This window comes from Mycobacterium sp. 050128, assembly GCF_036409155.1.
Classification (GTDB): Bacteria; Actinomycetota; Actinomycetes; order Mycobacteriales; family Mycobacteriaceae; genus Mycobacterium.
The window spans coordinates 2996452-3021790 of sequence record NZ_JAZGLW010000001.1; the positions used below are offsets into that span (position 1 = coordinate 2996452).

The window sequence follows — 25339 nt, forward strand, 5'->3', positions numbered from 1 at the left end:
AACATGCTCACTAGGCGAATCAAAATCCAGCTGCTGGTGTTCGCGGTTGTCAGCGTGGTCGCCGGCGCCGTCATGTTCTTCGACTACATGGACGTGCCGACCGCGTTCTTCGGGGTCGACCGTTACACGGTCACGGTGCAGCTGCCCGACGGAGGCGGCCTTTACCCGGGGGGCAACGTCACCTACCGAGGAGTCGAGGTGGGTCGGGTACGAGACGTGCGCTTAACGAATAGTGGCGCCGAGGCGGTGCTGCAGATGGATTCCGATGTCCACATCCCCGCCGACCTCACCGCCCAGGTACACAGCGTTTCCGCGGTCGGCGAGCAATATGTCGAACTGCTGCCGCGCGCGGGGGACGGGCCGGCGCTGCGAAACGGCGACGTGATCCCTGTGGACCGCACTTACGTCCCGCCCAACCTGAACTCGCTGCTGCAGGCAACCAATCGCGGGTTGACCGCGATCCCGCGCGACAACCTCAAAACGGTGGTCGACGAATCCTATGTCGCCGTCGGCGGGCTCGGCCCCGAACTGTCCCGGCTGGTCAAAGGGACGACCAATCTGGCGATCGACGCTCGCAAGAACCTTGACTCGCTGGTCGCTTTGATCGACGAGTCCAAGCCCGTCTTGGACAGCCAGTCCCAGTCATCGGACGCGGTGCAGGCGTGGGCGGCCCACCTGGCAGCCATTACCTCGCAGCTTCGAGACAACGACTCCGCGGTCGCGGGCGTGCTCCACAAAGGCGGCCCCGCGGCCGCGGAGGCCCAACAACTGTTCGACCGGTTGAACCCCACGTTGCCGATCGTGCTGGCGAATCTGGTCAGCGTTGGGCAGGTGGGAGTCACCTACCGCGACAACCTGGAAGCCGTCTTGGTGGAGCTGCCGCAGGGAGCCGCCGACGTCCAAGCGACCGGCGTGCCCAATAGGAATACCAAACAGCCTTACTTGGGCGGCTACCTCAGCTTCAACTTGAACCTCAACTGGCCGCCGCCCTGCGTCACGGGATTCCTACCTGTCCAGCAGCAGCGGGCCGCCAGCTTCGAGGACTACCCAGATCCGCCTAAAGGCGACCTTTACTGCCGGATACCGCAAGACTCGATGATCAACGTGCGCGGGGCGCGCAATCTGCCGTGTGAGACTCGACCCGGCAAGCGCGCGCCGACGGTCAAGATGTGCGAAAGCGACGAGACCTACGTCCCCCTGAACGACGGCTTTGCCTGGAAGGGCGATCCGAACGCGACGTACAGCGGCCAGGATGTGCCTCAGCTGCGCCCAGGTGATGAGCCACCCGGGAAGTCCGCACCACCATCGCCGCCGGGTCCGGCACCACCCCCGATCGCCGCCGTCCAATACGACCCGGCAACCGGTATGTACGTGGGACCGGACGGGCGTATGTACAGCCAAGCTGACCTGGCCCACGGAACTACGAAGGAGCAAACATGGCAGAGCATGATGCTGCCTCCCAAGAGGAATTGAGCGATATGGGACGGACGGAAACAACCCCCGCATTGTCCGGTGACACCGACCAGGGTTCGCCGGGTTCGACCAACCTCGCCACCCCGAAAGGGCAGGAGGCCGACGCGGGCCCCGATTTGGAGCCCGCCGCGGAAGGACTGGTCGAGGAAGCCAATGACGACGACGCGGCGGTCGATGACGAAGTCGACGATGCCTCGGAAGAGGCTGCGCCGCTGAAGAAGCGGATGTCATCCGTACGGCTGGCCGCGGTGTGGGGGGTGGTCGCAATAGTCTCACTGGGCGCTCTGGGTGGTTGGTTCGGTTTTAGGATTTATCAGTCACACCAGGCCCATCAACAGCGCGAGGTCCTGATCCAGGTCGCGCGGCAAGGGGCGCTGAACTTGACGACGATCGACTGGCAGCACGTCGATGCTGACATACAGCGCATCCTGGACTCCGCGACAGGCACTTTCTACGACGACTTCTCCAATCGATCGAAACCCTTCATCGACGTCGTCAAGAAGGCACAGTCGAAGTCGGTAGGAACAATCATCGAGGCGGGTGTGGAGTCGCAGTCGGCCAACGAAGCCCAAGTGCTGGTCGCTGTGTCGGTAAAGACGTCGAATGTTGGTGCAGCAGAACAGGATCTGCGGCATTGGAGAATGCGAATCACCGTGCAAAAGCTCGGAAACGACGCGAAAGTCTCCAACGTCGCCTTCGTGCTATGAGTAACTTCCAGCTCGGCAAGCACCGATTACTGAGTCCACGAGCCAGAAAGGGCACCACCGCTGTGCCGGTTGACATCGATTCCGCCACTGAGCAAGCCAGCGCCATCGCCGTCGAGGAGACGACCGAACCGGCCGAAGGCGCACCGAACCAACTCGAGGCGACCGGTGACGCGCAAGACACGAACGGAACAAAAGACGAGGCACAGGAGGCGTCCTCCGAGGGCGAGGGCACTGAAGCCGAGGACGCGAAAGACGTTGCGCCCCCGACACAACCGCGCAGTATTGCATGGTCCCGGGTATTGGTCTTCGGGGTGCTGCCCATACTGGCGTTGCTGATAGCGGTGGGCGCCGGCTACCTCAAGTGGCAAGACAACTGGGTCCGCAGCTCGGGGTCCGCCGGCATCGAGTCGGTCGCAGCGGCCAAAGAATCTACCGTTGCGATATTGTCCTACCAGCCTGACAGCGTCGACAAGGATCTCGGAGCCGCCCGCGACCGGTTGACCGGTAAGTTCAGGGATTCCTATTCAGACCTGGTCCGCGACGTGGTGATACCCGGCGCCAAGAAGGACCACATCGCGGCGATTGCCACCGTTCCTGGTGCCGCCTCAGTGTCGGCAACACCAAATCACGCGGTCGCACTCGTGTACGTCGACCAGACGGTTACCGTGGGCAACGATGCGCCCACCGACACCGCATCCACCGTCCGAGTGACTATGGACAAGGTTGGCAACCGCTGGCTGATCTCATCGTTCGACCCGATCTAAGGCCGGCAAGGCGCACTGGGAAATCTTGACGTTTTCTCATGGCGCCGAGGTCACGTGATCGCCCCGGCGATCTTGAGTTCGATGAGGCGATCGTCATCGACGCCCAGTTCGCGCAGTATCGCGTCCGTGTGCTCCGCGAATTGCGGTGCTCTGGTCAGGCTGGCTGGATCGTCGTCGAACTGCACCGGGCTGGAAACCAACTTCTGCGGATGACCTTCGGCATCGACGATTTCGGCGATGCGACCGTTGGCGGTCAGTGCTTCGTCATTGGCGATTTCCCAGGCGTCCTGAACCGGGGCCCACTGCCCTCTGCCCCTGCGCAGCACGGCTTGGCATTCAGCGAAACTCAATCTGCCGATCGCGTCCGCAACGATTTGTTGAGCGATTTCGCTGTGTTCGGCCATCGCCTCGAGCGTTGTGAACCGGGGATCTTCAGCGACGTCGTGCAGATCCATCAGCCGGCAGAACTCCGGCCAGTACCGCGTCGGCTGCAACATTGACAACTGGACGAACCTTCCGTCCGACGTCCGATAAGCGCCGGTAAGCGGGTTGCCCGGGGCCTGGGTTCGGCGTTCTACCTTCGGCAGCGGGCCGCCCATCAGCATTGCCATGTTCACGTTGAACTGGGTTGTCCAAGCGCCCACCGCCAAGAGCGAGACGTCGAGCACGGACGGTTCCCCGGTGGCCTGTCTGCCGTAGAGTGCCGCCGCCACGGCGCCGGCGATGGTGATGCCGCCGATGTTGTCCCCGTAAGCCCCGGCGGGCATGAACGGGCTGTGAGTGGCATCGGGCGACGTGAGGCCGTCGGCGCTGCCACCACGGGCCCAGAACGCCGTCGCGTCATAGGCCCCGGCCTCCCGGTCGGGCCCTTTCAGTCCGAAGCCGCTGCCGACGACATAGATGATGGCGGGGTTGATTCGGCGGACGTCGTCGAGGTCGATCGACAGCTTCTTCCGCGTCGACGGCAGGTAGTTCGTCAGGAATACGTCGCTCCGCCGGATCAGTTCGTCGAGCAGCGGACGCGCCTCCGAATTGTCCAGGGCCAGACCAACACTGCGCTTTCCGCGGTTGGGCGCCTCCATGATCGGCGCGAACGACGATCCGGGTACGGTTGCTGCGGCGCCCAAGACCTTGACCAAGCCGCGCTGGGCGTCGCCGGTGACAGGATGCTCGATCTTCACCACGTCGGCGCCCCAGTCGGCGAGCACCGCGCCGGCCGCAGGAACAAAGGTGAACTGGGCGACCTCCAGCACGCGAACTCCGGTGAGCGGTTTACGCATCAGACGTCCTTCAAGTGAGGGTGGGCACGCGGCCCACTCAGTGCATGATGTCTCGGACCTTCGTCTTTTCGTAGCCCTTGAGCAGCTCAGCGCTGGCGTTCTCCATGTGTCGCCGCCAATGCGCCTCGGCCTCAGCGCCGTCCCGAGCGGCCACCAAGTCGGCGAGTCGGGTGTAGGACCGCATGAGCTTGGTGTACTTAGCCTTGGGCACGACGTTCTGAACGCTGAGAAATGCTGCGGTCATGTGCTTTTCGAAGATTTCGTGCAGCATGCCGACGATCACGGTCAGCGTCGCGTTGCCCGACAGTTCGACTAGCCGACGATGCAATGCGGTCGAGGCTGCCGCCAGTGTGCCGGTCTCCCATGCAGCAGGAATCTCTTCAATGAGTTCGCGCAACTCGCGGTGGGCCGCTGCGGTGCCATTCTCTGCGAGCAGCCGGGCCGCGTACGGTTCAATGCCCATCCGTGCCGTCATCACGTCCGCGAGCGTCGTTCCCGCCATCTCGAGCAGGAAGCCCGCCGGACGCGCGACGATCTCGGGGCCCGGGACGCGAACCCGCGCGCCGGTACGTGAGCCGCGCCGCACCTCAACGAGACGGTCGGATTCCAAGACTCGCACCGCTTCTCGCAGCGATGGCCGGCTGACCTGGAAGTGATCCATGAGTTCGGCCTCGTAGGGAAGGAAGTCGCCGTCCTTGAGCTGTCCCTCGACGATCATCCGCCGCAACGTGTCCGCCACGATCTCGGCCGTCTTCGGCGACCGCACCGCGCCGTTAAGCTGTGACGTGGTCATCGGCGCGAGCGGTTCCCGCTTGGCCATCGCGACCTCCTGAACTCGACATGTAGTACTCAGTACACCATGTAGGGCGCCCATCCGGTGCATCCGTGGCTGGCGTCACTGCAGTTGCGAAAGAACGCGCGTAGCGGCCGCACCATAGCCGGCACGTCGTCGGCGTCCGACCAGGAAGCTGGGCGGCGACGCAAATGCTAAGTCGGGCAGTCGTTTGCGAGCCGCCAGCATTTCGCGTGCCTGTGTGTCGTTGCCGCAGATCGCGATCGACCACAGCATATCGTCGGGGACATGGTCGGCCATCGTTTCCGGATGGCCGCTGCGGAAGGCCGACCGGATCCGGGCGACCTCGTCTGTCCAGCCGTGCAGTTCGGCGAGTGAGTCGTAGGTCTTCACGGTGAAGTAGAAGGCGATCTGCAGCCGCGCGTCCCGGACGGCCCGGGCCGGGTCGTCGTTGTCGATCGCGGTGATCAGCCAGCCCCAGCGGCGTAGCTCGGCCGCGTCACGCCCACGTGATTCGGCGCCGCGGGCCAGTTCGGGCTCGACGAGTTCCGTCCACCAGCGATCGGTGAACAGGCCGTGCCCCAGCACGCCGTCGGCGCTGCGACCTACCGTCTGCACCATGATCCTGTTGAAGGCGCCGATCAAGATGGGTACCTCCAAGCGGCCGAGCACGGGTGCCCGGATGTCGGCGTCGATCGTGTAGAACCGGCCCTCGTATCGAACGCGTTCACCGTTCTCGGCGTTCAGGAACGCCCTGATCGCCTCGATCAATTCGGCCATCCTGGCTGCCGGGTGGGTGGCGTCGACACCGAACCAGTCCTTGTTCATTCGCGAGGTGCCCGACCCGAGTCCCAAGAAGATCCTGCCCGGCGCGAGTGTCCAGAGATGCCGCACGGCCGCGGCATGCACAAATGGGGACCGGGCGAATGCATAGGCGATTCCCGGGCCGATGTGGGCCCGCGAGGTGCCGAGGGCCATCTCGGTCGCTGTGATGTACGCGTTGAGGTCGGCGAACTCACCAGCACAAAACGCCTGCGCGCCGGCGGTCTCCGCCTGAGTTGCCAGCGCGGGCCCGGGCCACGGCAGACCCCAGTCCATGCGTCCTCACCTTCGTCCACAGCACATCATTAACCTAGTAAGACAAGTGATTGTACGTGCTGATGGGGTGCCGCGGGGGAATTCTCCGGCCGGCGGACTCTTTTAGACAAAAGTGTCAAAAATCAGTAGCCTCGAGACACGGCTGTTCAAGTGTCCCGCGTGGGGAGGGGTTCGGATCAATGCAAACCCTGCCGAGCATGCTGCCCACCGGTTGGTTTCAGGTGGCCTGGAGTGCCGACATCGCCGTCGCCGAGGTGGTCCCGCTGCACTACTTCGGCCGGGACCTGGTCGCCTTCCGGCAGCTGGACGGGGTGGTGAAGGTGCTTGACGCGCACTGCCAGCATCTTGGCGCCAGCCTGGCCCACGGTGGGTGCGTCGTCGAAGACGGCATCCAGTGCCCGTTTCACGGCTGGGTGTGGAACGGCGCCGGACGCAATGTCCGCATCCCGTACCAGGACCGGCCCAACAAGGCCCGCCGAGTACGTTCCTACCCGGTCGCGGAGCTCAACGACTCGATCTTGATCTGGCACGACAGCGCAGGCCGGGAGCCGCTGTGGGTTGCGCCGGACGCATTCGCGGTGCTCGGAGATCATGTCCGCTCGCGGCGGTTCCACCCCTTTGGCGCCGATTGCCGGACGCGGTATGAGCGGGTAAAGGTGCATCCTCAGGTGATCGCCGAGAACGCCGTCGATCCTCACCACTTCCAGTTCGTCCATCGCACCCCGATCAGTCCCGTGGTGCTGCGTGAAAGCACAGACAGCTCGACCTGGTCGGCCAAGGTTGGCTTCGGTCGTAGGTGGAGCAACGGCCTGGACCGTGACGGCGACACAATGAACACGATCGAGATCTATTGGTCGGGAATCGGTCTCAGCTACAACGGCGAACACGTCCGCGACGGAATTCGGGTCATCTCGATCTGCGCGACACCGGTCGACGACACCAGGTCCGACATCTTCGCCGGGTACTGGATCAGCGAGGAACCGTCAGAAGGCTCGGATGATTTCGAGGCGCGCCTGGCCGCGGCGAAACTCGCCCTGCCCGACGACATCCGGATCTGGGAGCACCAGGAATACCTCGAACCGCCGGGCCTGGCGACCTCGGAGGCGGCCGGCTTTCGCGCGCTGCGTCGGTGGGCGAACGGGTTCTATCCCGAACCCCAGGCCCCGGCCGAACCGGTCACACATGGCGTCTGAGGGCTCGCCCCGGCGTCCGACACGCAAATCCGACCGCACCCGAGAGTCGATCCTGGATGCCGCGCGGACGGCGTTCGCGCGCAAGGGCTTTTCGGGCGCCACCATCTCAGACATCACCGACCTTGCACCTGTCACCCGGGCGAACTTCTACTATTACTTCTCCGACAAGACCGAGCTCTTCATCGAGCTCGGCACCGATACCTACCGCGAAGCGCTGGCGGTTGTCGAGGGTTTCATGGAGCAGGGGAGCCCGCCCAGTCGGGAGGATGTCGAGTCCTGGGTTGCCCGCTACTTCGACTACCTGGATCGCAACGGTGCGTTCGTCATCCGCTCCACGGAGGACATGCCTCCCGATCGTAAATTCCGGGCCGCAGTCGCCCGCTCGCACCGTCGAACCGCCGCCGCGCTCGGTGAGGGCATCGCGAAGATGGCGCCGACACCACCCGACCTCGACCCGGTGGCTAGCGGGCTGGTGATTATGGCGATGCTCGAACGCTCGTGGCTGATGGTTCGCCACAATGAAATCCCGTCGATGACGCGCCAAGCGGTGCTCGTCGCCGCCACCGAGATGTTGTGGCGAACGGTCAACGGTCAGACCTGACCGCCCGATGTCCATTCGTCGATGAGCTTATCGACGGTGGTCAGCCGACCCAACACGGCAATAGTGTTGTCCAGCACCTGTTCTGCGTAGTCCTTGGGGGTTCCACCGACAGCGTCGCGCGGGACGACGAGGTCGAAACCGGCCTGCGTAACGTGCCCGGCAGTGTGGGTGATGGCCAGGTTCAGCGAGACGCCGGCAAGGACAATGGTGCTCACACCCAAGCCCTTGAGCACGGGCAGTAATTCGGAATCGAGCGTGGGGAACAGGCCGTGATGGCGTGGTAACACCAGATCTGTGGATGCCAGCAGCTCGGGAAGTACTGCGGTGGAGGCGGTTCCGGGAGCCCAATGTGCGGTTGCCGGGCCCAGTGCCCGCCAGATGCGCGCCGTCCCGGTCGGCCGCCCGCCGAGGTTACCCTCGTAGGTCGCATGCACGACCCGCGCGCCGAACTCGCGGGCGGAATCGAGCAGCCGGGCCACGCTGGAGACAAGTTCACAACTATCGGCGGCCAACGCCGGCAGGACGGATTCTGGACCCAGTACGCCGTTCTGACATTCCACACAGACAACGGCCGTGGTCTCGGGGTCCCATGGTGTCGGAGCCATCAGCCGAGCTTCAGCGGTACTCGCGCGAGTGAAAATGTGCTTGCGGGGAACACAATCTGCGGTTCCTCACCGTCTTTCACCGAAAACTCGGGAATGCGACGCAACCATTCGCCCACGATCAACCGCAGCTCCAAGCGGGCCAGGTGCGACCCCAGGCAGCGGTGCGGTCCGCCGCCGAAGCCCCAGTGCCGGTGCACCTTTCCGTCCATTACCACGTCGTTGGTCGAGATCTCGTCGCTGTCGTCACGATTGATCGCGGCGACACACAACCGCACCATGGTGTCGGCGGGCAGCGTGACATCCCCGATGGTGACCTCTCTGGTGGTCACCCGGGGCAGCATCGGCGCCGGCGGCTCGAGCCGGACGATTTCCTCGACGAACACGTCGATCTGGTCGGGATCGTTGCGGAGGGCCGCCCGTAGCTCCGGTTTGCGGGCGAGCTCCAGCAGGGCCGAACTCATGGCCGCGGTGACGGTGTCCAGCCCGGCAAGGACGAAAAGGAAGCTCAGGCCCATGATCTCAGCGTCGTCGAGCGGCTCCTCGCCGTACAGCAATTGGGACAAGATGTCTGGCCCGGGGTCAGCCCGCCGGGCGTTGATCGCCTCGGCGAGGTAGGTGACCAATTCGAGCGCCGGTGTCAGGTCGGCATCCTCGAGTGACGGCGCTTCCGAGATGGCGATGACCGATGTTTTCCACGCGACGAGCTTGTCGCGATCCTCCAGCGGCAGCCCGAACAAGGTTAGAAACACCTGTGAGGGGTAGGGGATCGCAATGTCGGCCACCACTTCGCATTCATCTTGAGCGGCTACCCGTTCGACAATCTCAATCGCTTGCTGCTGCAGCGAGGGCAGCATCTCTTTCAGCGTGTGCGGGCTGAAGAAGGGCTGCAGGATCTTGCGGAACCGGGTGTGCTCTGGCGGATCGAACGAGATCGGCACCAACGGCAGCGGGCTGCCGAGCACGTCAAAGGCCTTCTTCGAAGAGAACAATTCCGGATCACGCAGCGCGGCCAGCACATCGTCGCGGTGGGTCAGATAGAAGATCCCGTCGACGCACACCACCCGCCCCGCGTCACGAAGAACCTTCCATCCCACCCCGCGGTCGGCCGTCATCGGCAGGCTGGCGAAGGAGAGTCGAGGTGCGCCAAGGGTTTCCACATAGTCTCCGTAGGGCTAGAACGCCGACCGGTGTAGGCCGCCGTCGACTTCGATCCAGTTGCCGGTGATGTAACCGGCCGCATCGGAGCACAGATAGGTGATGAGAGAGGCGATCTCGGCCGGTTTACCCATCCGCGCCGCCGGCACCCGGGCCTCCCGAAGCATGAACTCGCGCCGGTCCTGTTCAGAGCTCGTGCCGAGATGGTCCCGCAGGTAGTCGAGCGCATTCTGCGTCTCGATCCAGCCGGGTGCGACGGTGTTGACGGAGATGCCGTACTGCGCGTACTCGTCGGAGACCGTCTTAAGCAGGCCGATCGTCGACGGCCGACTGGTGTTGGCCACCGCGTGGTGGATGTTGCCCGCCGGCTCCTTGGCGGTCGCCGACCCGATGTGCACGAATCGGCCCCAGCCCGCCTCCCGCATTGCCGGCAGAACCGCTCGCAAGAGCAGGATCTGGCTCATCGTGTGCATGTCGAAAGACTCGCGATAAACGTTCACGTCGGTGATGTCGGCGAAATCGCCGGGCCGCTGGTATTTGGCTTGGCCGACGACAATCAGCGGTGGCCCGTGCTGGGCGGTCACCTCCCGCACCGCGTCGCCGAGTTGCTCGGCGTTGCTGACGTCGGCGGTGGCGCCGATCGCGGTGCCACCCTCGTTGCGGATCGTCTCGACCGCGGCGTCAACGTCGGACTTGGTGCGCGCCAGTATCGCCACCCGCGCACCTTCTGCGGCAAGCAGTTTGGCGACCTCGAAGCCGATTCCCTTGCTGCCTCCGACGATCAGCGCCGATCGGCCGTCGATTTCGTAACGCATCCGCTGTGACTAGCCTCGCCGCACGTCCATGCCGGCGTCCACCTTCAGCATGCTTCCGGTGAACGAACGGCCCGCGTCGCTGATCAAGAAAAGGATCGTGTTGCTGACGTCGCGCGGCTCGATCAGCGGCAAGTCCGGCAGCGCGGTCTGCACTGCGTTGACCATGCGAGGGTTGTCCTCGATCACTTTGAACAGCGCCGGGTTGTCAGTGATCATCGGGGTCGCGCAATTTGTCGGCGCCACCGCATTGACCCGAATCCTGTCGGGGGCAAGCATGGCCGCGTACGCGCGGACCAGGCCGACGATGGCGACCTTGGACATCAGGTAGGCGTCGCTGCCGCCGCGGCCGTCGGTGAGGTCCAGGAGGGCGATCATCGAACTCGTCGCGACCAGATTGCCGCCCTCGCCACGTTCCTTCATATGAGGGATCGCGACTTGGAAGGCGTTCCACACGCCGATGAGCATGATGTCGAGCCCTAGCCTCAGCGCCTCTGACGCGTCGCGCTCGTCGGCGTTGGTCAGCACGACCCCGGCATTGGCGAGCACCGTGTCGACGTGGCCGAACTCAGCGACGCCCGCATCGAACGCCTCCTGCAGCGCAGCCAGGTCTCGGACGTCGCCCTTGCGGGTGAGCATCCTCCTGCCGGTTTTCTCCACCAGGCGCGCCGTCTCCTCGAGATCCTCTTCGGTGCCAAGCGCATACGGCACGATGTCGAGGTTCTCGCAGATGTCGACGCCGATGATGTCGGCACCTTGTTCGGCGCACATCACCGCGTGCGAACGGCCCTGCCCGCGGGCAGCTCCGGTGATGAAGACAACCCTGCCTTCCAGTGAACCCATGTGTTAAGCCTCCAATAGCTCGCGACCGACGGCGCTCCGCGAGATGGTGGGGCGCGACGCAGTGACGTGCGCCACGTTACGCCGGGGCGTTGGAATCGTACAACTATTTGGCTAATTTGGTGGACGACGGAACACTCCAAGCCTTGGAAGGGATCCCACATGTCCGACAGCCCCAATGGCGGTCCTCGCCCACCCGACGGTGATTGGTTGGGGAGCCCCTACCTTAGGTTCGAACGTGAAGGTGCCTTTGCGATCTGCACCCTGGACCGCCCCGAGGCGCGGAATGCGATGACGCCTGCGATGTACTTCGGGATCCGTTACGCGGTGAGTCGCGTCAATGCCGATCCCGACCTCGCAGGCCTGCTCATCACCGGCACCGGCGACGTCTTCGCGCCGGGAGGTGACCTGGGTCAGTCCGCCGAGGACAATTGGATGGACTTCGCCGCAACCATGGGAATGGACGTGACGCCGTTTGACGCCTTGCGGCAGTCCCCGAAACCGGTTGTAGCGGCGGTCAACGGCCTGGCCCAGGGTGGCGGTCTGCAGATCGCCATGTGCAGCGATCTCGCCGTGGTCAGCGATCGGGCCACGTTCCGGGTGCCCGAGTTGTTCCGAGGCATTGCCGACACCTACTACAGCCAGGTATTGGCGCGCCTGATCGGGCCGGTCCGCACCAAGGACCTGATGTTCACCGGCCGGACGCTCACCGCGCAGGAGGCCCTCGACTGGGGCATGGTGGCCAGGGTGGTTCCGCACGACGACCTGATCGACGTCGCCAAAGAACTTCTCGCCCAATGTTGTCGAACCGCCCCGGCCGCACGGGGCGTGGTGAAGGCCAGCCTGGACAACTACCTGGGATTGTACGACCGGATCGGGATGCAGGCCAGCATGTTTGGCCCCGAGGCACGCGAGGGTTTCCGCGCGTTTAAGCAGAAGAACTCGCCGGACTGGGTGCACCCGAAACTTCGGGTGGAGGGCCGGTTGTAACGCGTCGTTACGCTGGGACGAGGCCGGCCCGTCCGCCCGTGTGGGTTACTTCGGAGTGAAGCGCTGTGCGCCGTCGAGGCGCATCACCTCGCCGTTGACGTAACCGTTGGACAGCAGAAACGTTGCGGCGTCGGCGAACTCGTCCGGGGAACCCAGTCGCTTCGGGAATGGGATGTTGGCGGCGAACTTGGCGATGGCCTCCTCGCCGACCGACTCCATGATCGGCGTCTTCATGGTGCCCGGCGCGATGGTGTTGACTCGGATGCCGGCCGAACTCAGGTCGCGGGCCGCGGCGATGGTCAGCCCGATGACACCGGCTTTTGCTGCGGCATAGGCGGTTTGGCCGATCTGACCTTCGTAGCCCGCAATCGAGGCCGTCATGACGATGGCGCCCCGCTCGCCATCTTCGCGGGGTTCGGCGGTGGCCACGGCGGCGGCCACGAGTCGGGCCATGTTGTAGGTGCCGTTGAGATAAAGATCGATCGTCTTGGTAAAGCCGCCAAAGTCGGCGGGGCTGCCGTCGCGTTGCACGATCCGTTGCGCCACACCGAAACCACCGTGGGCGACCACCGCGTAGCGCAGCTGGCCGAGCTGGTTGGCCTGCTCGATCGCGCCGAGAACGCTGTCCTCACTCGTCACGTCGGTGCTCACGAACAGCGCCCGACTGCCCAGCTCATCGGCCAGCGCCTTGCCCTTGTCGGCGGCGAGATCGGCGATCACCACGCCGAGTCCGTCGGCATGGAGCCGACGGACCGTCGCCTCGCCCAGGCCGCCCGCACCACCGCTGACAATTGCCGACGCACCCTCGAATCGCTGAACAGTCACCAGATCTCCTTACCTACAGTTGTTTTCCAGTTGAGCCAGATCACCCGTCACCAAACTCCACGGGTCCTGCGCGGCCAGGACCAGCCGGCCAAGCCGTCGCGCGTAGCTTGCGGTCGTGCCATAATCCCCGGTCCAGCTCTGAGCGCGCTGGGTGAACAGCCACAAGGGGTGTTCACTGGTCACGCCGATCGCGCCGTGCAGCTGATGAGCGACGCTGGTGACCGGCCCGACGGCCCGGCCGACCGCGACCTTTGCGACGGTGACGGCGTAGTCGGTGTGGTGGGAGTCGAAGCCATGCTCGGAAGCGGCGGCAACCGCTAATTCCGCAGCGGCACGGGCTCTTTCGATCTCTCCGGCCATGCCGGCCAGTGACTGCTGCACAGATTGGAAGGCGCTGAGCGGACGGCCGAACTGGACACGCTGCCGGGTGTGCTGCACCGATAGCGCCGCGGCGGCGTCCAACACCCCGACGGTCTGCACACAGCGTGACCATGCGCCGCGCCTAGCCAGCTCGGCGCCGAGTGCCGGATCGACGTCGTACAACTGGTCGGCCGGCACGTCGAACACCAGCGAATCGCGGGGTTCGCCTGCGAGGTTGTGATCAGCTCGCAGCTCGCCGGGGACCACGTCGATGACACCGACCCGGAGTCCGGAGGGCGTGGTGACGGCCAACAGGGCGGCGGCGCACGCTCGCGCCCACGGCACCGCGTCCGCGGTGCCGGTGACCCGGTCGCCCTCGACGGCGGCGTCGGCGACCGCAACCGTCAGCGGGCCGCTGGGTAGCTCGATCCCGACCTCGCGGCCGAGCCAGCCGGCAAGCGCGTCGGTTTCGGCCAACGGCACCGCACCGGCGTGGCGGGCCACGCCATACAGCGCGATGGCCAGCTCGTGCGGGCCGGCCCCCATATCCGGTGTGCTCGTCAGCCTGGCCAGCCCGGTTTCCTCGAGGTGGCGCCAGAGCTCGGCGTCGAACTGGTCGGGGATGCCACGATGGCCCAAAGCGGCCTCGTAAGACCGCTGCCCAAGGTCGTCGACCAGTTGGCGCAGCTGTGTGTCGCCGTCGTGAGAGTCGGTGACCGCGAATACCCCGCCGGCCAGCGCGCTCATCGCAGTCCCATTCCGCGGGCGATCACGCCGCGCAGTACCTCGTTGGTACCGCCGCGCAGGGTGAACATGGGCTTGTGCAGCCACGCGGTGTTCAGCATTGGCGTCAATTCGGCGTCCGGCGTTACCGCCTCGAGCAGATCTGCGATCAAGCCCACGGATTCGGCTTCGAAACGGGTGCCGAGGTCCTTGACCAGCGCCGCCTGATTCGCCGCGTCGCCGCCGTCGGTGAGGGTGCGGGCCACCGACAACGACAGCTGCCGCAATGAGATCAACCGCGCCATCAGGTCGCCGATGTCTGCGGCGGTGCGGTCGTCGGGCGCCGGCCCGCGAGCGAGTGCGCGGATGGCGGCGAACAGCAGGGGACCGGTGGACAGGATCCGTTCGGGTCCGCTGCGTTCGAACGACAGCTCGGCCGTGACCTGGTGCCAGCCGTTGCCGACTTCGCCGAGCACGTCGGCATCGGGAACGAAGACCTGGTCGAACAGCACCTCGTTGAAGTGGTGCGCCCCCGACATCAAGATGATGGGCTCGACGCGGACGCCGTCGGCATTGCGCTGCACCAGGAATTGACTGAAGCCCGCATGCCGGTGCTCGGGATCCGGCGGGCTGCTGCGGGCCAGCACGACGATCTGGTGTGCCAGGTGGGCCCCGCTGGTCCACACTTTGCTACCAGAGAGCAACCAGCCGCCTTCGGTACGAACGGCCTTGGTTTTTACAGCGGCAAGATCGGAGCCGGCATCATGCTCACTCATGCCGATCGATGAATAGAGCTTTCCTGCAACGATTTTGGGCAGCAGCCGTTCGCGCTGCTCTTCCGAGCCGTAGGTCAACAGTCCCGGTGCGACTTGGCGGTCGGCTGTCCAGTGCGCCGCCACGGGCGCACCCTGCGCGATCAGCTCCTCGGTCACCACGTAACGGTGCAGATGCCCCAGCCCATGGCCACCGTACCGGTGCGGAATGGTGAGGCCAATGAAACCGGCCGCGCCCAGCCGTGCGGAAAAGTCTTCGTCCCAGCCTGCCAGCCACGAGTCGACGCCGGGCTGCCAGCCGAATTCAGCGCGGTCGGACTCCAAGAAGTCGCGCACGGCATGGCGCAGCTTGACCAACTCAGGCTCACGGGCGCTCAACGCATCGAATGAATTCACCACTGCCGCTTCCTAAACCGTAGGCGCTGGGGCCGACAGCAGGTAGAAGTTGGGCGTCAGGTCATCCTCGCTCGCGGCCAGTAGGTATTCCGAGAGGTCGGCGCGGCCCTCCTCGCGAAGGATCTCCTCGTCGGTGTAGAAGTGGCCGGTGCACGCCGCGGCGGGACGGGTGACCAGCGCGTGCACCGCCTCGGCCATGATCTGCGGGCTGCGGGCCTGCGCCCGCACCGTTGCCTCGCCCATCGCGACCATCATTCCCGTACTGGCGATCGTGGTGGCCGGCCACAGCGAATTCACCGCGATCGGCACCGACGCGAACTCCTCGGCCCATCCCAAGGTAAGCAGGCTCTGGGCGTACTTGCCCACCGTGTGCCCGACATGAGCGCCGACCCATTTGGGGTCCATGTTCAGCGGGGGAGCGACATTGACCACGTGCGCGTTGTCGGACCGGCGCAAGTGTGGAAGTGCGGCCTGCACAACCGCGAACGGCCCTTCGACATTGACCTCGAGCAGCCGGCGCAGGCTCTTGGGCGGTAGCTGCGCGGTCGGCCGCAGATCCAGGGCTCCGGCGTTGTTGATGACGACGTCGATGCCGCCGAACGCCTCGGTGACCGCGTTGACGGCTGATGCGACCGCAACCACGTCGCGCACATCGCAGGTCAACGGGAGCGCCCGGCCGCCCGCGCGTTGCACGGCGTCCGCGGTCTCCCCAAGGGTGCCCGCGATCTTGGGATTCGGCGTCTCAGTTTTGGCCAGCAAAGCCACGGCGGCACCGTCTTCGGCGATCCGCTCGGCGATGGCGGCGCCGATGCCGCGGCTGGCACCGGTTACCAGCACCACGCGACCCTCCAGACTGCGAGGATGGGGATTGCCCACGTTTCGTTGACCCTTCCGTCCGTCGCTAGGCTGTGCGGTCGAATGCTATAACTATATAGCTAGTTAGTTGCGCGATGTAACGGGCGCTCATCCACAAAAGCGGGGATCCATGACTCGGGTTTTTTCGGTCGGCACCTATTTGCCACCCTGGACTGTGCGCGACCGGCGGGTCAAGGGCCCGGACGAGGACGCGCTGACCATGGCCGTAGCCGCCGGTCGCGCGGCCGACCCCGACGCCACGGCGCGACGCGTGGTGCTGGTGTCACGTGACTTTCCGCTGCTGGAAGGCGGCAACGGCGGGGTGCTGTTGGCTGCGTTGTCTTTGCCGGCTGACACCCCCGTGGCCGAGGCGCTCGGCGGTGCGCCCGCGGTACTGGATCAAATCAGCGGCGCAGGCGACGGCACCTTGGTGATCGCCGCCGACGACAACGATCTCGCGGTGGGGGCCGGTGCGGTGCTCACGGGCGACGGCGGCGTCACGCTGACCCCGGCGGCACGCCAGACGCGAAGTCTGCCGCTGACGGCCCGGGGTGCGGACGGCGCTCGTCATACCTACGTCGATCCCCGGCTGCAACGCGAGGTGGGGGTGCGCTCCACCCTGACCCGGCTGGGCCTGACCGGAAACCCGGCGCTCGCCGCCGTGGCAGGCGTTCCGCTGGCGCACATCGCCGGCGACTTCGACACTTCGCTGGCTGTCGGCGATCCCACTGTCTCTGCCGCGGCGATCATCCGACTGCTGGCTGATGCGATCGAGGCCGGCACCTCGGGCCTGTTGCTCGCCGTCGAGCAGTCCAGCATCAGCGCGGCCGACCTCGCGGTAACGGGCACCAACACCCGGATCGCCCGCGACGAGTTCCCGGCGCGGGAGCTACCCAAGACGCGCGTTGCCGACGGCATCGGCATCCCGATCTCGCTGCCCGCTTACGCGCGCGCCTTTGAGCCCAAAATCCGTTGGGAGGCAGCAGTTTTCGACGAGAGCCCGGGGATTGATGCCGCGCCCCAGTTCCCACCGCGGCTGCGAGTCGACAATGCCGGACGGTTGGCCTCCGAATATCGGCTCGAGTCGCTGCCGCGAACCGGCACCGTTTACACCCACACCACGGTGCGGATTCCGGTGCCCGACTTGCCCAGCCCGTACTCCCTGGCCGTCGTTCAGCTCGACGACAGCCCGGTGCGGGTGCTGCTGAAAGTCACCGGTGTGCCCGCGGGCGAGACGACGATCGGTCAGCCCGGCTCCGTAGTGTTGCGCAGGATCGCCATTCGCGCGGGGATTCCCGATTACGGTTACGCATTCTGGCCCGGACGGACGCTGCAAGGAGCGGTTGCATGAGAAATGTCGCGATTGTCGGTGCGGGGATGACGCCCTTCGCCGAACACTTCGAGCTGGGCGTCAAGGATCTGATTCCGATGGCCTACGCCGATGCGGTTGCCAAGGTCGACAAGGGTATTCAGAAGTCGGAGATCGAGGCGGCGTGGTTCGGCGAGCTGTCGACCACCGACGGGTTCCCGTCCGGCATTTTGGCCGACACCCTCGACCTGACGGACATTCCGGTGACGCGCGTCGAAAACGCCTGCGCCACCGGTAATGACGCGATCCGCAACGGCACGCTGGCCATCGCCGCCGGCCTCTACGATGTGGTGCTCGTGGTCGGGGCCGACAAGGTCCGTGAAACCTCCTCGAACACCACGTTCTGGGACTGGGCGGCGATGACCCGCGACAATGCGTGGGACTACCCGCTGGGGCTGGTTGCGCCGGCCAACTTCGCGCTGCACGTGATGCGATATCTGCACGAGTCGCCGGCGACCAAGGAGCACATGGCGATGGTGGCGGTGAAGAACCATTTCCACGCCGTCAAGAACCCGAAAGCTCAACTGCGCTATGAGATCACCGTCGAGCAGGCGCTGGCCGCGCCGATCGTGGTCGAACCCTTCGGGCTCTACGACTGCACCCCGCAGAGCGACGGCGCGGCCGCAGTCATCTTGGCCGCCGAGGATGTCGTCGACCGCTACACCGACCGTCCCGTCTGGGTTCGCGGCGTGGGGCTGGGGATGGACCGGGTGATGCACCAGCATAAGACGGACATGACGACGTTTCCGCCGACGGTGCGTGCCGCCAAGGCCGCGATGGCGATGGCCGGGGTGACGCCCCGCGATATCGACGTCGCCGAGGTCCACGACTGCTTCACCGGCGTCGAGCTGATCAGCTACGAGGATCTGGGGTTCGCCCACCGCTTCGAGGCCTACAAGTTGGTGGAGGGCCGCGAACACTATGTGGGCGGATCGATTCCGATCAACCCGAGCGGCGGATTGAAGGCCAAGGGGCATCCGCCGGGCGCCACCGGCGTGGCGCAGTGCTACGAACTGTTCAACCAGCTTCGCGGTGAAGCCGAGAATCAGGTCGACGGCGCACGAATCGCGTTGGCGCACAACATCGGCGGCCCGACCGCGGTCTCAGCGGTCACCGTGCTTTCCAACCAGAAGAACTGATAGGACCATCAGATGACCACTTCCGAGATCGCCACCCTACCCGGCTACGAAGAGTTCGCGCCGTGGCTGCTGGTGCAAAAGACCGGCAACGTGCACGTGATCAGCATCAACCGGCCGGAGGCGTTCAACGCCGTCAACGAGGAGGTGCACCACGCATTCGCGACGATCTGGCGGGTATTGGCCGCCGACGACGAGGTGCGCGCGGTGGTGACCACCGGTGTCGGAAAAGCATTTTCAGCGGGCGGCGACATGGTGATGTTCGGGCGCCTCATCGAGGACCCGGTGGCCCGTCAGTTTCAGATCACCGAGGCCCGCACAGTGTTTCTCGAGGTGATCAATTTCCCCAAGCCGCTGGTGTCGGCCGTCAACGGCCCGGCTGTCGGGCTCGGTTGCTCGATCGCTTTGTTGAGCGACTTCCTGGTGATGGGGGAGAACAGCTACCTGGCCGACCCGCACGTCGCGGTCGGCTTGGTAGCAGGCGACGGCGGTGCCGCGATGCTCCCGCTGCTGATCGGCCTGATGAAAGCCAAAGAGTATGTGCTGCTGGGTGATCGGATCACCCCTGCCATTGCGGACAAGCTGAACCTGGTCACCAAGGTGGCCCCCGATGACGCCGTGCTCGACGAGGCGCTCGCGATCGGGGAGCGGCTGGCCGGTCTGCCGCCGCAGGCACTGCGCGCCAGCAAGGTCGCGATGAACATGCACCTGTCCCGGGCCGCCCTCGGCGTGCTGGAGTACGCGCTGGCCGAGGAATACACCTCGTTCACAACTCCGGAGTTCAAGGAGCGGGTGGCCGCGTTTCGGGCGCGTTCGAAGAAGTAGCGGGCTCGTAAAGCACCGCAGCACAACGGCGTTCGAGCGGTATTCGATGTGGCTACCCGGGCCGACTGCGCGAACGTGAAGTCTTGGCGGCGGGTCGACCGCCGATCGCGTCGAGGCGAGCCAGGATGTCGAAGGCCTCGCCGAAGGATTGCGCGAGGTCGTCGGCACGACCGGAGGACCACTGGTCCAATGCCGCGATGAGCGCGTTGCGCACTGCTCCCGCGACGATGATCGGACGCAGGTCGGTCGCCGGGTCGACACCGAGCCGCGCGGCGTTGGTCCGCACAAACCGCTCAGTGAGCTCGGCGTCGCCGTTGATCGTGTCGATGAGATCGGGGCTGTCACGGACGAGCGCCTTGAGCTGTTCGATCAGGGCGAGATCAACCTCGTCGCCACCGAGGACACCGATGGCGGCCGCGCGCCAGGAGCTGAGCAGGTCCTCGCTTGCGGGGCGGTGGTCCACCGCATCGCACAGGACGACCAGGCTACGGCGCGGGACAGCCAGCAGCACATCGCGTTTCGCGGCGAAGTAACGGAAGAACGTTCGTGCGGAGATATTGCATGCCCGGGCGATGTCGTCCGTCGTGACGTTGTCGTAACCCTGTTCCGCGAACAACCGGAGCGCAACCTGCTCGATCTCGCCCGCGACAAGGCGACGGCGACGATCCCAGACCCCTTCCTCGACGAGCGCGGCGGGTTTACTCAGCACGGAACAACTCTAGACAGAGTCTGTCAGAGGGTGCAAAAGTTGGCAGATACCCGCAACTTTGTGTCCGATGGGCAACGAGGCGGTGGCGACACAAACGTAGGGAGGCATCGATGACCGAGACCGGTCAGCGTTCGCAGGTCGGAAGCGGCACCATCGACGTGGCCGGGTACGTGCCGACGGACGGGTTCTTCGGTACGCCGTACGTGGACGTCGACGAAGCGCGCTCGGAACCGATCACGCATCGCTACGTCCACGGTGGGTTCGCGGACACCGCTACTCGCTGGGCGTTCTGGTTCCCGACCGACGGCCATTACCGCGGACGGATCCTCCAGCCGCTCGAGGGCGCTCACGGCGGCCACGAGAACGCCTTCGGCAACGACCTCATGGCCGACTTCCTTGGCGGCCTACGGATGTGCGCGCGCCTCGGCGGCTGCATGGTGGAGTCGAATCAAGGCCACATCGGTGACGACCTCGACCCCCGGGGCGGCGACGACCCGACGCTCTACGGATACCGCGCCAGTGCGGAGACGGCACGACTGGCCAAATTCGTCGCCGCGCAGGTCTACGGCGAGCCACCTCACCACACCTATGTCTGGGGAGGTTCGGGCGGTGGACGGCGGTCACCGCTGTGCCTCGAAAACGCGCCCGACGTGTGGGACGGCGCGCTGCCGTTCGCCGGCGGCGGGCCGATCGTGGAGCACGGCAACACGGAGAAGATCGAGGGCGCCCAGGTGATGTCGTTCGCCACGATGTTCAACTGCCAGCGCCTGCTCGGCGACAAGACGGACGAGATCGCCGCCGCCATGGCTCCCGGCGGGCACGGAGACCCCTTCGTCGGGTTGACCACCCACCAGCGCGAGGAACTGGCCAGCCTGTACCGGCAGGGTTTCCCGCGCGGCGACGAGTACATGATTGGCAAACCCCTCGGCCAAATGTGGCTCTGGACCTCGATGGCCACATCGCTGCTCGAGCAGGACCCCGGCTACTTCGACGATTTCTGGACCAAGCCCGGCTACGTCGGTTTCGACCAGCCGGACCTCGTCGAGCGCGACATCCTGAACACTCGAGCCACCGTGGCCAAGGTGCTCACGGGCACCGACGTCCTGGGGGATCCGCGCTTCCTCGAGCCCCGCCACCAGAACTTCCGGCTCTTGATCATGGTGTTCTCCAGCCTCGGGGCCGACCCCTCGCTACCCATGGTGGTCGAGCTAGAGGGCCTCGGGCAGACGGGCTACCGGCTCGGCACGAGCGTCACCATGCTGACGGGGGCGGCGGCCGGGCGGCGGCTCTACTGCGGAGCCCACGCCGACGACGTCCTTTACTGCGACGGTGCGGGCGAGGCCAACCTGCTCCGGTTCACCGACGTGCAACCCGGCGACGAGGTGCAGGTCGACAACCGTGACTTTCTGGCCTTCCACTACTTCGCCCGGCACCACCTGATGAGCGACCCACAGTTCGACGCCTTGCGGGTCGACGGTCATCCGGTGTTTCCGCAGCACCCCGTGCCGCGGCAGTCGGCCCTCATGGGCGTTGGTTACTCCGGGCTCTACCGCGGCAAGCTCATCTGGGTCCACCACACCAAGGACTCCTCGCTGTGGCCCTCGCAGGGACTCATTTACCGCGAGGCCGTGCTGCGGGCGCAGGGGCAGGCGGGCGCGAAGGAGCGTTTCCGGCTGCGGTGGATCGAGAACGCCGAGCACACCCCCTCGATGATGGTGCCGTCGCTGCCCAACCGGGCCAGCAACACCTGGCTCATCGACTACCTGCCGTACATCGAGCAGTCGCTGGCCGACCTGATCGCGTGGGTGGAGGACGGCGTCGATCCGGTCGATACCGCCTTCGACTACGTCGAGAACACGGTGATCCTGTCCCCGGACGCTGCGCAGCGCCGAGGCATCCAAGCGGTCATCGCGGTCACCGTCAACGGCACTGACCGAGCCGAGGCGGCGGTGGGTGAAGCGGTGGAGCTGGAGCTCCGGGCGACGGTGCCTCCAGGCGCCGGCACGATCATCTCCGCCGACTGGGACTTCGACGGCACCGGCTCCTTCCCGTTCAGCCACGAGGGCATCGACGGATCGGCAGCCTCCGTAACCCTGTTCACCAAGCACGCGTTCGATCGGCCCGGCGAGTACTTCGTGACCGGCCGGGTCCACTCCCACCGGGATGGCGACCCAGCCGCAAGCTCGTGCCGGATCGCCAACGTCGCGCAGGTCCGCGTGGTCGTCGTGTGAACGTCGACCGACCTCAGCGGTAGGCGGTCACTCGCGCGGTGATCGCCACCTTGCCGTCGTCGCCGATGGCCTGCGCATCGCCCACGCCGGTGTTGCGGCCCACCCGCAACGGCGTCCCCTCGTAGCGGGAGTCGCCGCCGGCGAAAAACGGGCGCAGGAAGTTCACCCGTAACGACCCGGTCTGCAGCAGACCGTCGGCCTGGTCCCGGTTCATCGCCGCGGACGCCGCCAGCTCCAGGCCGGCCGCTGCCACGCCGCCGTGCACGATGTCGATGTCGTTGTTCAGGTTGTGGTCGACCCGCTGCGCCAGCACCGCCGTCGGACCATTGTCCGCAACGTGCACCGCCATCAGGTCGGCGAACGTGGTGTCGGCCGATCGCCGTAGCGTCTCCGAACGATACCGGGGGACAACGTCATCGGCGTCGATGAAGAACGACCGCACCGTGCCGGTGCCGATCACGGATCCGCGATAGGTGAGCGTGCAGACCCCCAGCGACGTGGCACCCAGCGGACCGGGCGAGTGCGCGCCGGCCACGACGGGACCGTCGAGGTCGCCGATGTCAGGACTCAAGTCCATCGACAGCTCACTGGACACCGTCCATTGGCCAGGCCGCCTGCGGTAGTGGTTGACGATCCCGGCGGCGGCGTCGACGAGAATCGCCAAGGGGCCCACGGTGGGAGCACCGGTGTACGGATTGCGGAATCGGTGCATGGGCATCGACAGCACGGCGGTGGCCTTGGCCGGGTGTGATTCGACGTAGTCGATACCGAACCGGACCTGTATCGAGTCGGGTGTCTCGAGATCGTGCTGGTTTACCTGTTCGTCGACACCGGTCATTCGAGAAGATCTACGACAGTGGACAATTCGGCCCCGGTCAGGACGAACTCCTCTGCCTTCTTCAGATGGCGCTTCCAGAGCTCGCCGGCTTTGTCGGCGTCGCCGTCCTTGATCATGTCCAGCACCATCCGGTGGGTCTTCGCCGAGCGGCGGACCGCCTGCTCGGCGCGCGTGCCCTTGGTGGGCTGCAGCGACCGGTTGGCCTTCTCGATGATGTGATGCAGCATGTCGCTCACGATTTGCAGGGTGCTGTTGCCCGACAGCCGCGCGATTGCGGCGTGGAAGTCGGTGAGCTGGTCGACGGCTTCGCTGCCGGGATTCAGTTGCGATTCGCGCTCGACGATCTGCTCGAGTTCGGCGATCACCTTGGGGTTGCGGTCCTTGGCCAACTGCTCGACCATCGGAACCTCGAGCGTCACCCGGGCGTCGTAGACGTCCTTCACCGTGACGCCTTCGTATTCGAGGATCAGGCCGGCGTAGCGGGCGAGTGTTTCGCGCCGGGGGCGGGTGACGCGGGCTCCCCCGCGTACTCCACGCTGAACCTGAATCAGCGACTCCGATTCGAGTACGCGGAACGCCTCCCGCAGCGTCGGCCGGGACACGCCGAAACGCTCCATCAGCTCCGATTCCGGCGGCAGCATGGTGCCTTCGGTGATCTCGCCGCGGATGAACATCCGCCGCAGCACCGTGGCCACCCGATCGGCCATCTTCGGTTCTCGAAGACTGGTGACCTCCATTGCAACCTCCGCCGCTATGCGATTATGCGAATCAACTAACCATTTAGCAGGTTAGCGGAACTAGCCGGTTGAGCCCGGAATTGGTGACCGTCAGTTAGCAACGTCACTTAATACCCCATCGCCCGTCCCATGAGGTCCTTCATGATCTCGGTGGTGCCCGCATAGAGCCGCTGCACCCGCGAGTCCCGCCAGAGCCTGGCCACTTCGTACTCGTTGATATAGCCGTAGCCGCCGTGCAGCTGCAGGCATCGGTCGATGATCTCCCACTGGACTTCGGAGGTCCACCATTTCAAGCCTGCGGCATCTTGATCTGTCAACGTGCCGTCGTTGACCGAGAGCACGCATTGATCGAGATAAGTTTGTGCGGCGTCGAGTTTGGTCTGCATTTCGGCGAGGAAGTGCCTATTGACCTGAAACTTGCCGATGGGCTGGCCGAACGCGGTGCGCTCCAGCGCGTAGGCCTTGGTCAGGTCGAGCGCGCGGCGGGCGGCCGGCAGCGCGTAGCAGGCCACGCCGACCCGCTCGCTGGGCAGGTTGGAGACCAGATGGTAGAAGCCGCGGTTGAGCTCTCCCACCAGGTTCTCCTTGGGTACCTTGACATCCTCGAAGAACAATTCGGCAGTGTCCGCGGAGTATTGGCCGATTTTGTCGAGCTTGCGGCCACGGGTGAAACCTTCCATCCCGTCCTCGATCATCAGCAGGCTGATGCCCTTGTGCCGGGCGGCAGGATCGGTCTTCACAGCCGTCAGCACCAGCTTGGACAGCAGCCCGTTGCTGATGAACGTCTTCTGGCCGTTGACCACCCAGTGGTCGCCCTCGTCGCGGGCGGTGGTCTTGATGCCGGCCAGGTCGGATCCGGCCGCGGGTTCGGACATCGCGATGGAACCGATGTACTCGCCGGCGACGAACTTCGGCAGCCAGCGTTCCTTCTGCTCCTCGGTGGTCAGATCGTTGAGGTACGGCACCAGGATGTCGTTCTGCACGCCGAGGCCGATGCCGACCGAGCCGGTCAGGAACATCTCCTCCGAGATGATCTGGTTGAACCGGAAGTCCTTGACGCCGAGTCCGCCGTACTTTTCGTCGAACTCCCAACCGATCAATCCGTGTTCGCCCGCGGCCAGCCAGGCCTCGCGGCTCACCTTGCCGTCGCGTTCCCATTTCTCGACGTTCGGCACGCATTCGCGTTCGAAGAAGCTCCTAGCGGTGGCGCGGAACTCGTCGTGAATCTCGTCGAAGATGTTGCGGCGCATA

General features: G+C 65.4%; 25 protein-coding genes. 10 read left to right on the forward strand and 15 right to left on the reverse strand.

Annotation, left to right across the window (positions count from 1 at the left end):
- Positions 1–3: 3 nt before the first annotated feature.
- Genes SKC41_RS14480 through SKC41_RS14490 form a run of 3 tightly spaced genes read left to right on the forward strand, consistent with a single transcriptional unit; the run spans position 4 to position 2944 of the window.
- A complete protein-coding gene (locus SKC41_RS14480; RefSeq protein WP_330978203.1) occupies positions 4–1473 on the forward strand; it encodes an MlaD family protein in 1470 nt (489 codons plus the stop codon).
- Positions 1437–2180, forward strand: a complete 744-nt coding sequence (locus tag SKC41_RS14485) for an Mce protein (RefSeq protein WP_330978204.1) — start codon at positions 1437–1439, stop codon at positions 2178–2180. Before SKC41_RS14480 ends, SKC41_RS14485 begins: the two co-directional genes overlap by 37 nt.
- Entirely contained in the window at positions 2177–2944 is a 768-nt protein-coding gene (locus SKC41_RS14490; RefSeq protein WP_330978205.1) for a hypothetical protein, read from the forward strand. The genes SKC41_RS14485 and SKC41_RS14490 overlap by 4 nt, the downstream gene beginning before the upstream one ends.
- Positions 2945–2994: 50 nt before the next feature.
- On the opposite strand, the gene SKC41_RS14495 is transcribed toward SKC41_RS14490, so the two are convergent.
- The 3 genes from SKC41_RS14495 to SKC41_RS14505 form a co-directional block, all read right to left on the reverse strand.
- Entirely contained in the window at positions 2995–4224 is a 1230-nt protein-coding gene (locus tag SKC41_RS14495; RefSeq protein ID WP_330978206.1) for a CaiB/BaiF CoA transferase family protein, read from the reverse strand.
- Positions 4225–4261: 37 nt separating this feature from the next.
- A complete protein-coding gene (locus tag SKC41_RS14500; RefSeq protein ID WP_330978207.1) occupies positions 4262–5044 on the reverse strand; it encodes a FadR/GntR family transcriptional regulator in 783 nt (260 codons plus the stop codon).
- 75 nt (positions 5045–5119) lie between these two features.
- Entirely contained in the window at positions 5120–6115 is a 996-nt protein-coding gene (locus SKC41_RS14505) for an LLM class flavin-dependent oxidoreductase (RefSeq protein ID WP_330978208.1), read from the reverse strand.
- Between the two features lie 179 nt (positions 6116–6294).
- On the opposite strand from SKC41_RS14505, the gene SKC41_RS14510 reads away from it, so the two are divergent.
- Positions 6295–7308, forward strand: a complete 1014-nt coding sequence (locus SKC41_RS14510) for a Rieske 2Fe-2S domain-containing protein (protein ID WP_330978209.1) — start codon at positions 6295–6297, stop codon at positions 7306–7308.
- Positions 7298–7909: a TetR/AcrR family transcriptional regulator gene (locus SKC41_RS14515; RefSeq protein ID WP_330978210.1), complete on the forward strand. Its 612-nt coding sequence runs from the start codon at positions 7298–7300 to the stop codon at positions 7907–7909. The genes SKC41_RS14510 and SKC41_RS14515 overlap by 11 nt, the downstream gene beginning before the upstream one ends.
- On the opposite strand, the gene SKC41_RS14520 is transcribed toward SKC41_RS14515, so the two are convergent.
- From SKC41_RS14520 to SKC41_RS14535, 4 genes are read right to left on the reverse strand one after another with little or no spacing between them, the layout of a single operon-like run.
- Positions 7900–8514 carry an isochorismatase family protein gene (locus SKC41_RS14520; RefSeq protein ID WP_330978211.1) on the reverse strand — a complete coding sequence of 205 codons (615 nt, stop codon included), beginning with the start codon at positions 8512–8514 and terminating at the stop codon, positions 7900–7902. The two genes, SKC41_RS14515 and SKC41_RS14520, sit on opposite strands and share 10 nt — an antisense overlap.
- Complete coding sequence (locus SKC41_RS14525; protein WP_330978894.1) at positions 8514–9626, reverse strand: cytochrome P450; 1113 nt, start codon at positions 9624–9626, stop codon at positions 8514–8516. Before SKC41_RS14525 ends, SKC41_RS14520 begins: the two co-directional genes overlap by 1 nt.
- Before the next feature lie 60 nt (positions 9627–9686).
- A complete protein-coding gene (locus SKC41_RS14530; protein ID WP_330978212.1) occupies positions 9687–10484 on the reverse strand; it encodes an SDR family oxidoreductase in 798 nt (265 codons plus the stop codon).
- A gap of 9 nt (positions 10485–10493) precedes the next feature.
- A complete protein-coding gene (locus tag SKC41_RS14535; RefSeq protein WP_330978213.1) occupies positions 10494–11324 on the reverse strand; it encodes a mycofactocin-coupled SDR family oxidoreductase in 831 nt (276 codons plus the stop codon).
- A gap of 159 nt (positions 11325–11483) precedes the next feature.
- Between SKC41_RS14535 and SKC41_RS14540 the strand changes: the two genes are divergently transcribed.
- A complete protein-coding gene (locus SKC41_RS14540; RefSeq protein WP_330978214.1) occupies positions 11484–12311 on the forward strand; it encodes an enoyl-CoA hydratase/isomerase family protein in 828 nt (275 codons plus the stop codon).
- Between the two features lie 45 nt (positions 12312–12356).
- Here the strand turns inward: SKC41_RS14540 and SKC41_RS14545 are convergent, their stop codons facing one another.
- Genes SKC41_RS14545 through SKC41_RS14560 form a run of 4 tightly spaced genes read right to left on the reverse strand, consistent with a single transcriptional unit; the run spans position 12357 to position 16240 of the window.
- Positions 12357–13136 (reverse strand): SDR family oxidoreductase, encoded by a 780-nt coding sequence (locus SKC41_RS14545; protein ID WP_330978215.1) that lies wholly within the window; start codon positions 13134–13136, stop codon positions 12357–12359.
- Between the two features lie 9 nt (positions 13137–13145).
- Positions 13146–14243: an acyl-CoA dehydrogenase family protein gene (locus SKC41_RS14550; protein ID WP_330978216.1), complete on the reverse strand. Its 1098-nt coding sequence runs from the start codon at positions 14241–14243 to the stop codon at positions 13146–13148.
- On the reverse strand, positions 14240–15391 hold the full coding sequence (locus SKC41_RS14555; protein WP_330978217.1) for an acyl-CoA dehydrogenase family protein: 1152 nt from the start codon (positions 15389–15391) through the stop codon (positions 14240–14242). The genes SKC41_RS14550 and SKC41_RS14555 overlap by 4 nt, the downstream gene beginning before the upstream one ends.
- A 9-nt stretch (positions 15392–15400) precedes the next feature.
- A complete protein-coding gene (locus tag SKC41_RS14560; protein ID WP_442931687.1) occupies positions 15401–16240 on the reverse strand; it encodes an SDR family oxidoreductase in 840 nt (279 codons plus the stop codon).
- A gap of 133 nt (positions 16241–16373) precedes the next feature.
- Here SKC41_RS14560 and SKC41_RS14565 point away from each other — a divergent pair, with 133 nt between their 5' ends.
- Genes SKC41_RS14565 through SKC41_RS14575 form a run of 3 tightly spaced genes read left to right on the forward strand, consistent with a single transcriptional unit; the run spans position 16374 to position 19573 of the window.
- Positions 16374–17594 carry a Zn-ribbon domain-containing OB-fold protein gene (locus SKC41_RS14565; RefSeq protein WP_330978219.1) on the forward strand — a complete coding sequence of 407 codons (1221 nt, stop codon included), beginning with the start codon at positions 16374–16376 and terminating at the stop codon, positions 17592–17594.
- Entirely contained in the window at positions 17591–18751 is a 1161-nt protein-coding gene (locus SKC41_RS14570) for a thiolase C-terminal domain-containing protein (RefSeq protein WP_330978220.1), read from the forward strand. The genes SKC41_RS14565 and SKC41_RS14570 overlap by 4 nt, the downstream gene beginning before the upstream one ends.
- Positions 18752–18763: 12 nt before the next feature.
- On the forward strand, positions 18764–19573 hold the full coding sequence (locus SKC41_RS14575) for an enoyl-CoA hydratase/isomerase family protein (protein ID WP_330978221.1): 810 nt from the start codon (positions 18764–18766) through the stop codon (positions 19571–19573).
- Positions 19574–19625: 52 nt separating this feature from the next.
- Here SKC41_RS14575 and SKC41_RS14580 read toward each other — a convergent pair whose 3' ends face one another.
- Positions 19626–20282 carry a TetR family transcriptional regulator gene (locus tag SKC41_RS14580; RefSeq protein ID WP_330978222.1) on the reverse strand — a complete coding sequence of 219 codons (657 nt, stop codon included), beginning with the start codon at positions 20280–20282 and terminating at the stop codon, positions 19626–19628.
- A 110-nt stretch (positions 20283–20392) separates the two neighbouring features.
- On the opposite strand from SKC41_RS14580, the gene SKC41_RS14585 reads away from it, so the two are divergent.
- Positions 20393–22513: a tannase/feruloyl esterase family alpha/beta hydrolase gene (locus tag SKC41_RS14585; RefSeq protein WP_330978223.1), complete on the forward strand. Its 2121-nt coding sequence runs from the start codon at positions 20393–20395 to the stop codon at positions 22511–22513.
- A gap of 13 nt (positions 22514–22526) precedes the next feature.
- On the opposite strand, the gene SKC41_RS14590 is transcribed toward SKC41_RS14585, so the two are convergent.
- From SKC41_RS14590 to SKC41_RS14600, 3 genes are all read right to left on the reverse strand, one after another.
- Complete coding sequence (locus SKC41_RS14590) at positions 22527–23351, reverse strand: PaaI family thioesterase (RefSeq protein WP_330978224.1); 825 nt, start codon at positions 23349–23351, stop codon at positions 22527–22529.
- Positions 23348–24088 carry a FadR/GntR family transcriptional regulator gene (locus tag SKC41_RS14595; protein WP_330978225.1) on the reverse strand — a complete coding sequence of 247 codons (741 nt, stop codon included), beginning with the start codon at positions 24086–24088 and terminating at the stop codon, positions 23348–23350. The genes SKC41_RS14590 and SKC41_RS14595 overlap by 4 nt, the downstream gene beginning before the upstream one ends.
- 107 nt (positions 24089–24195) lie before the next feature.
- Positions 24196–25338 (reverse strand): acyl-CoA dehydrogenase family protein, encoded by a 1143-nt coding sequence (locus tag SKC41_RS14600; RefSeq protein WP_330978226.1) that lies wholly within the window; start codon positions 25336–25338, stop codon positions 24196–24198.
- Between the last annotated feature and the right edge of the window lies 1 nt (position 25339).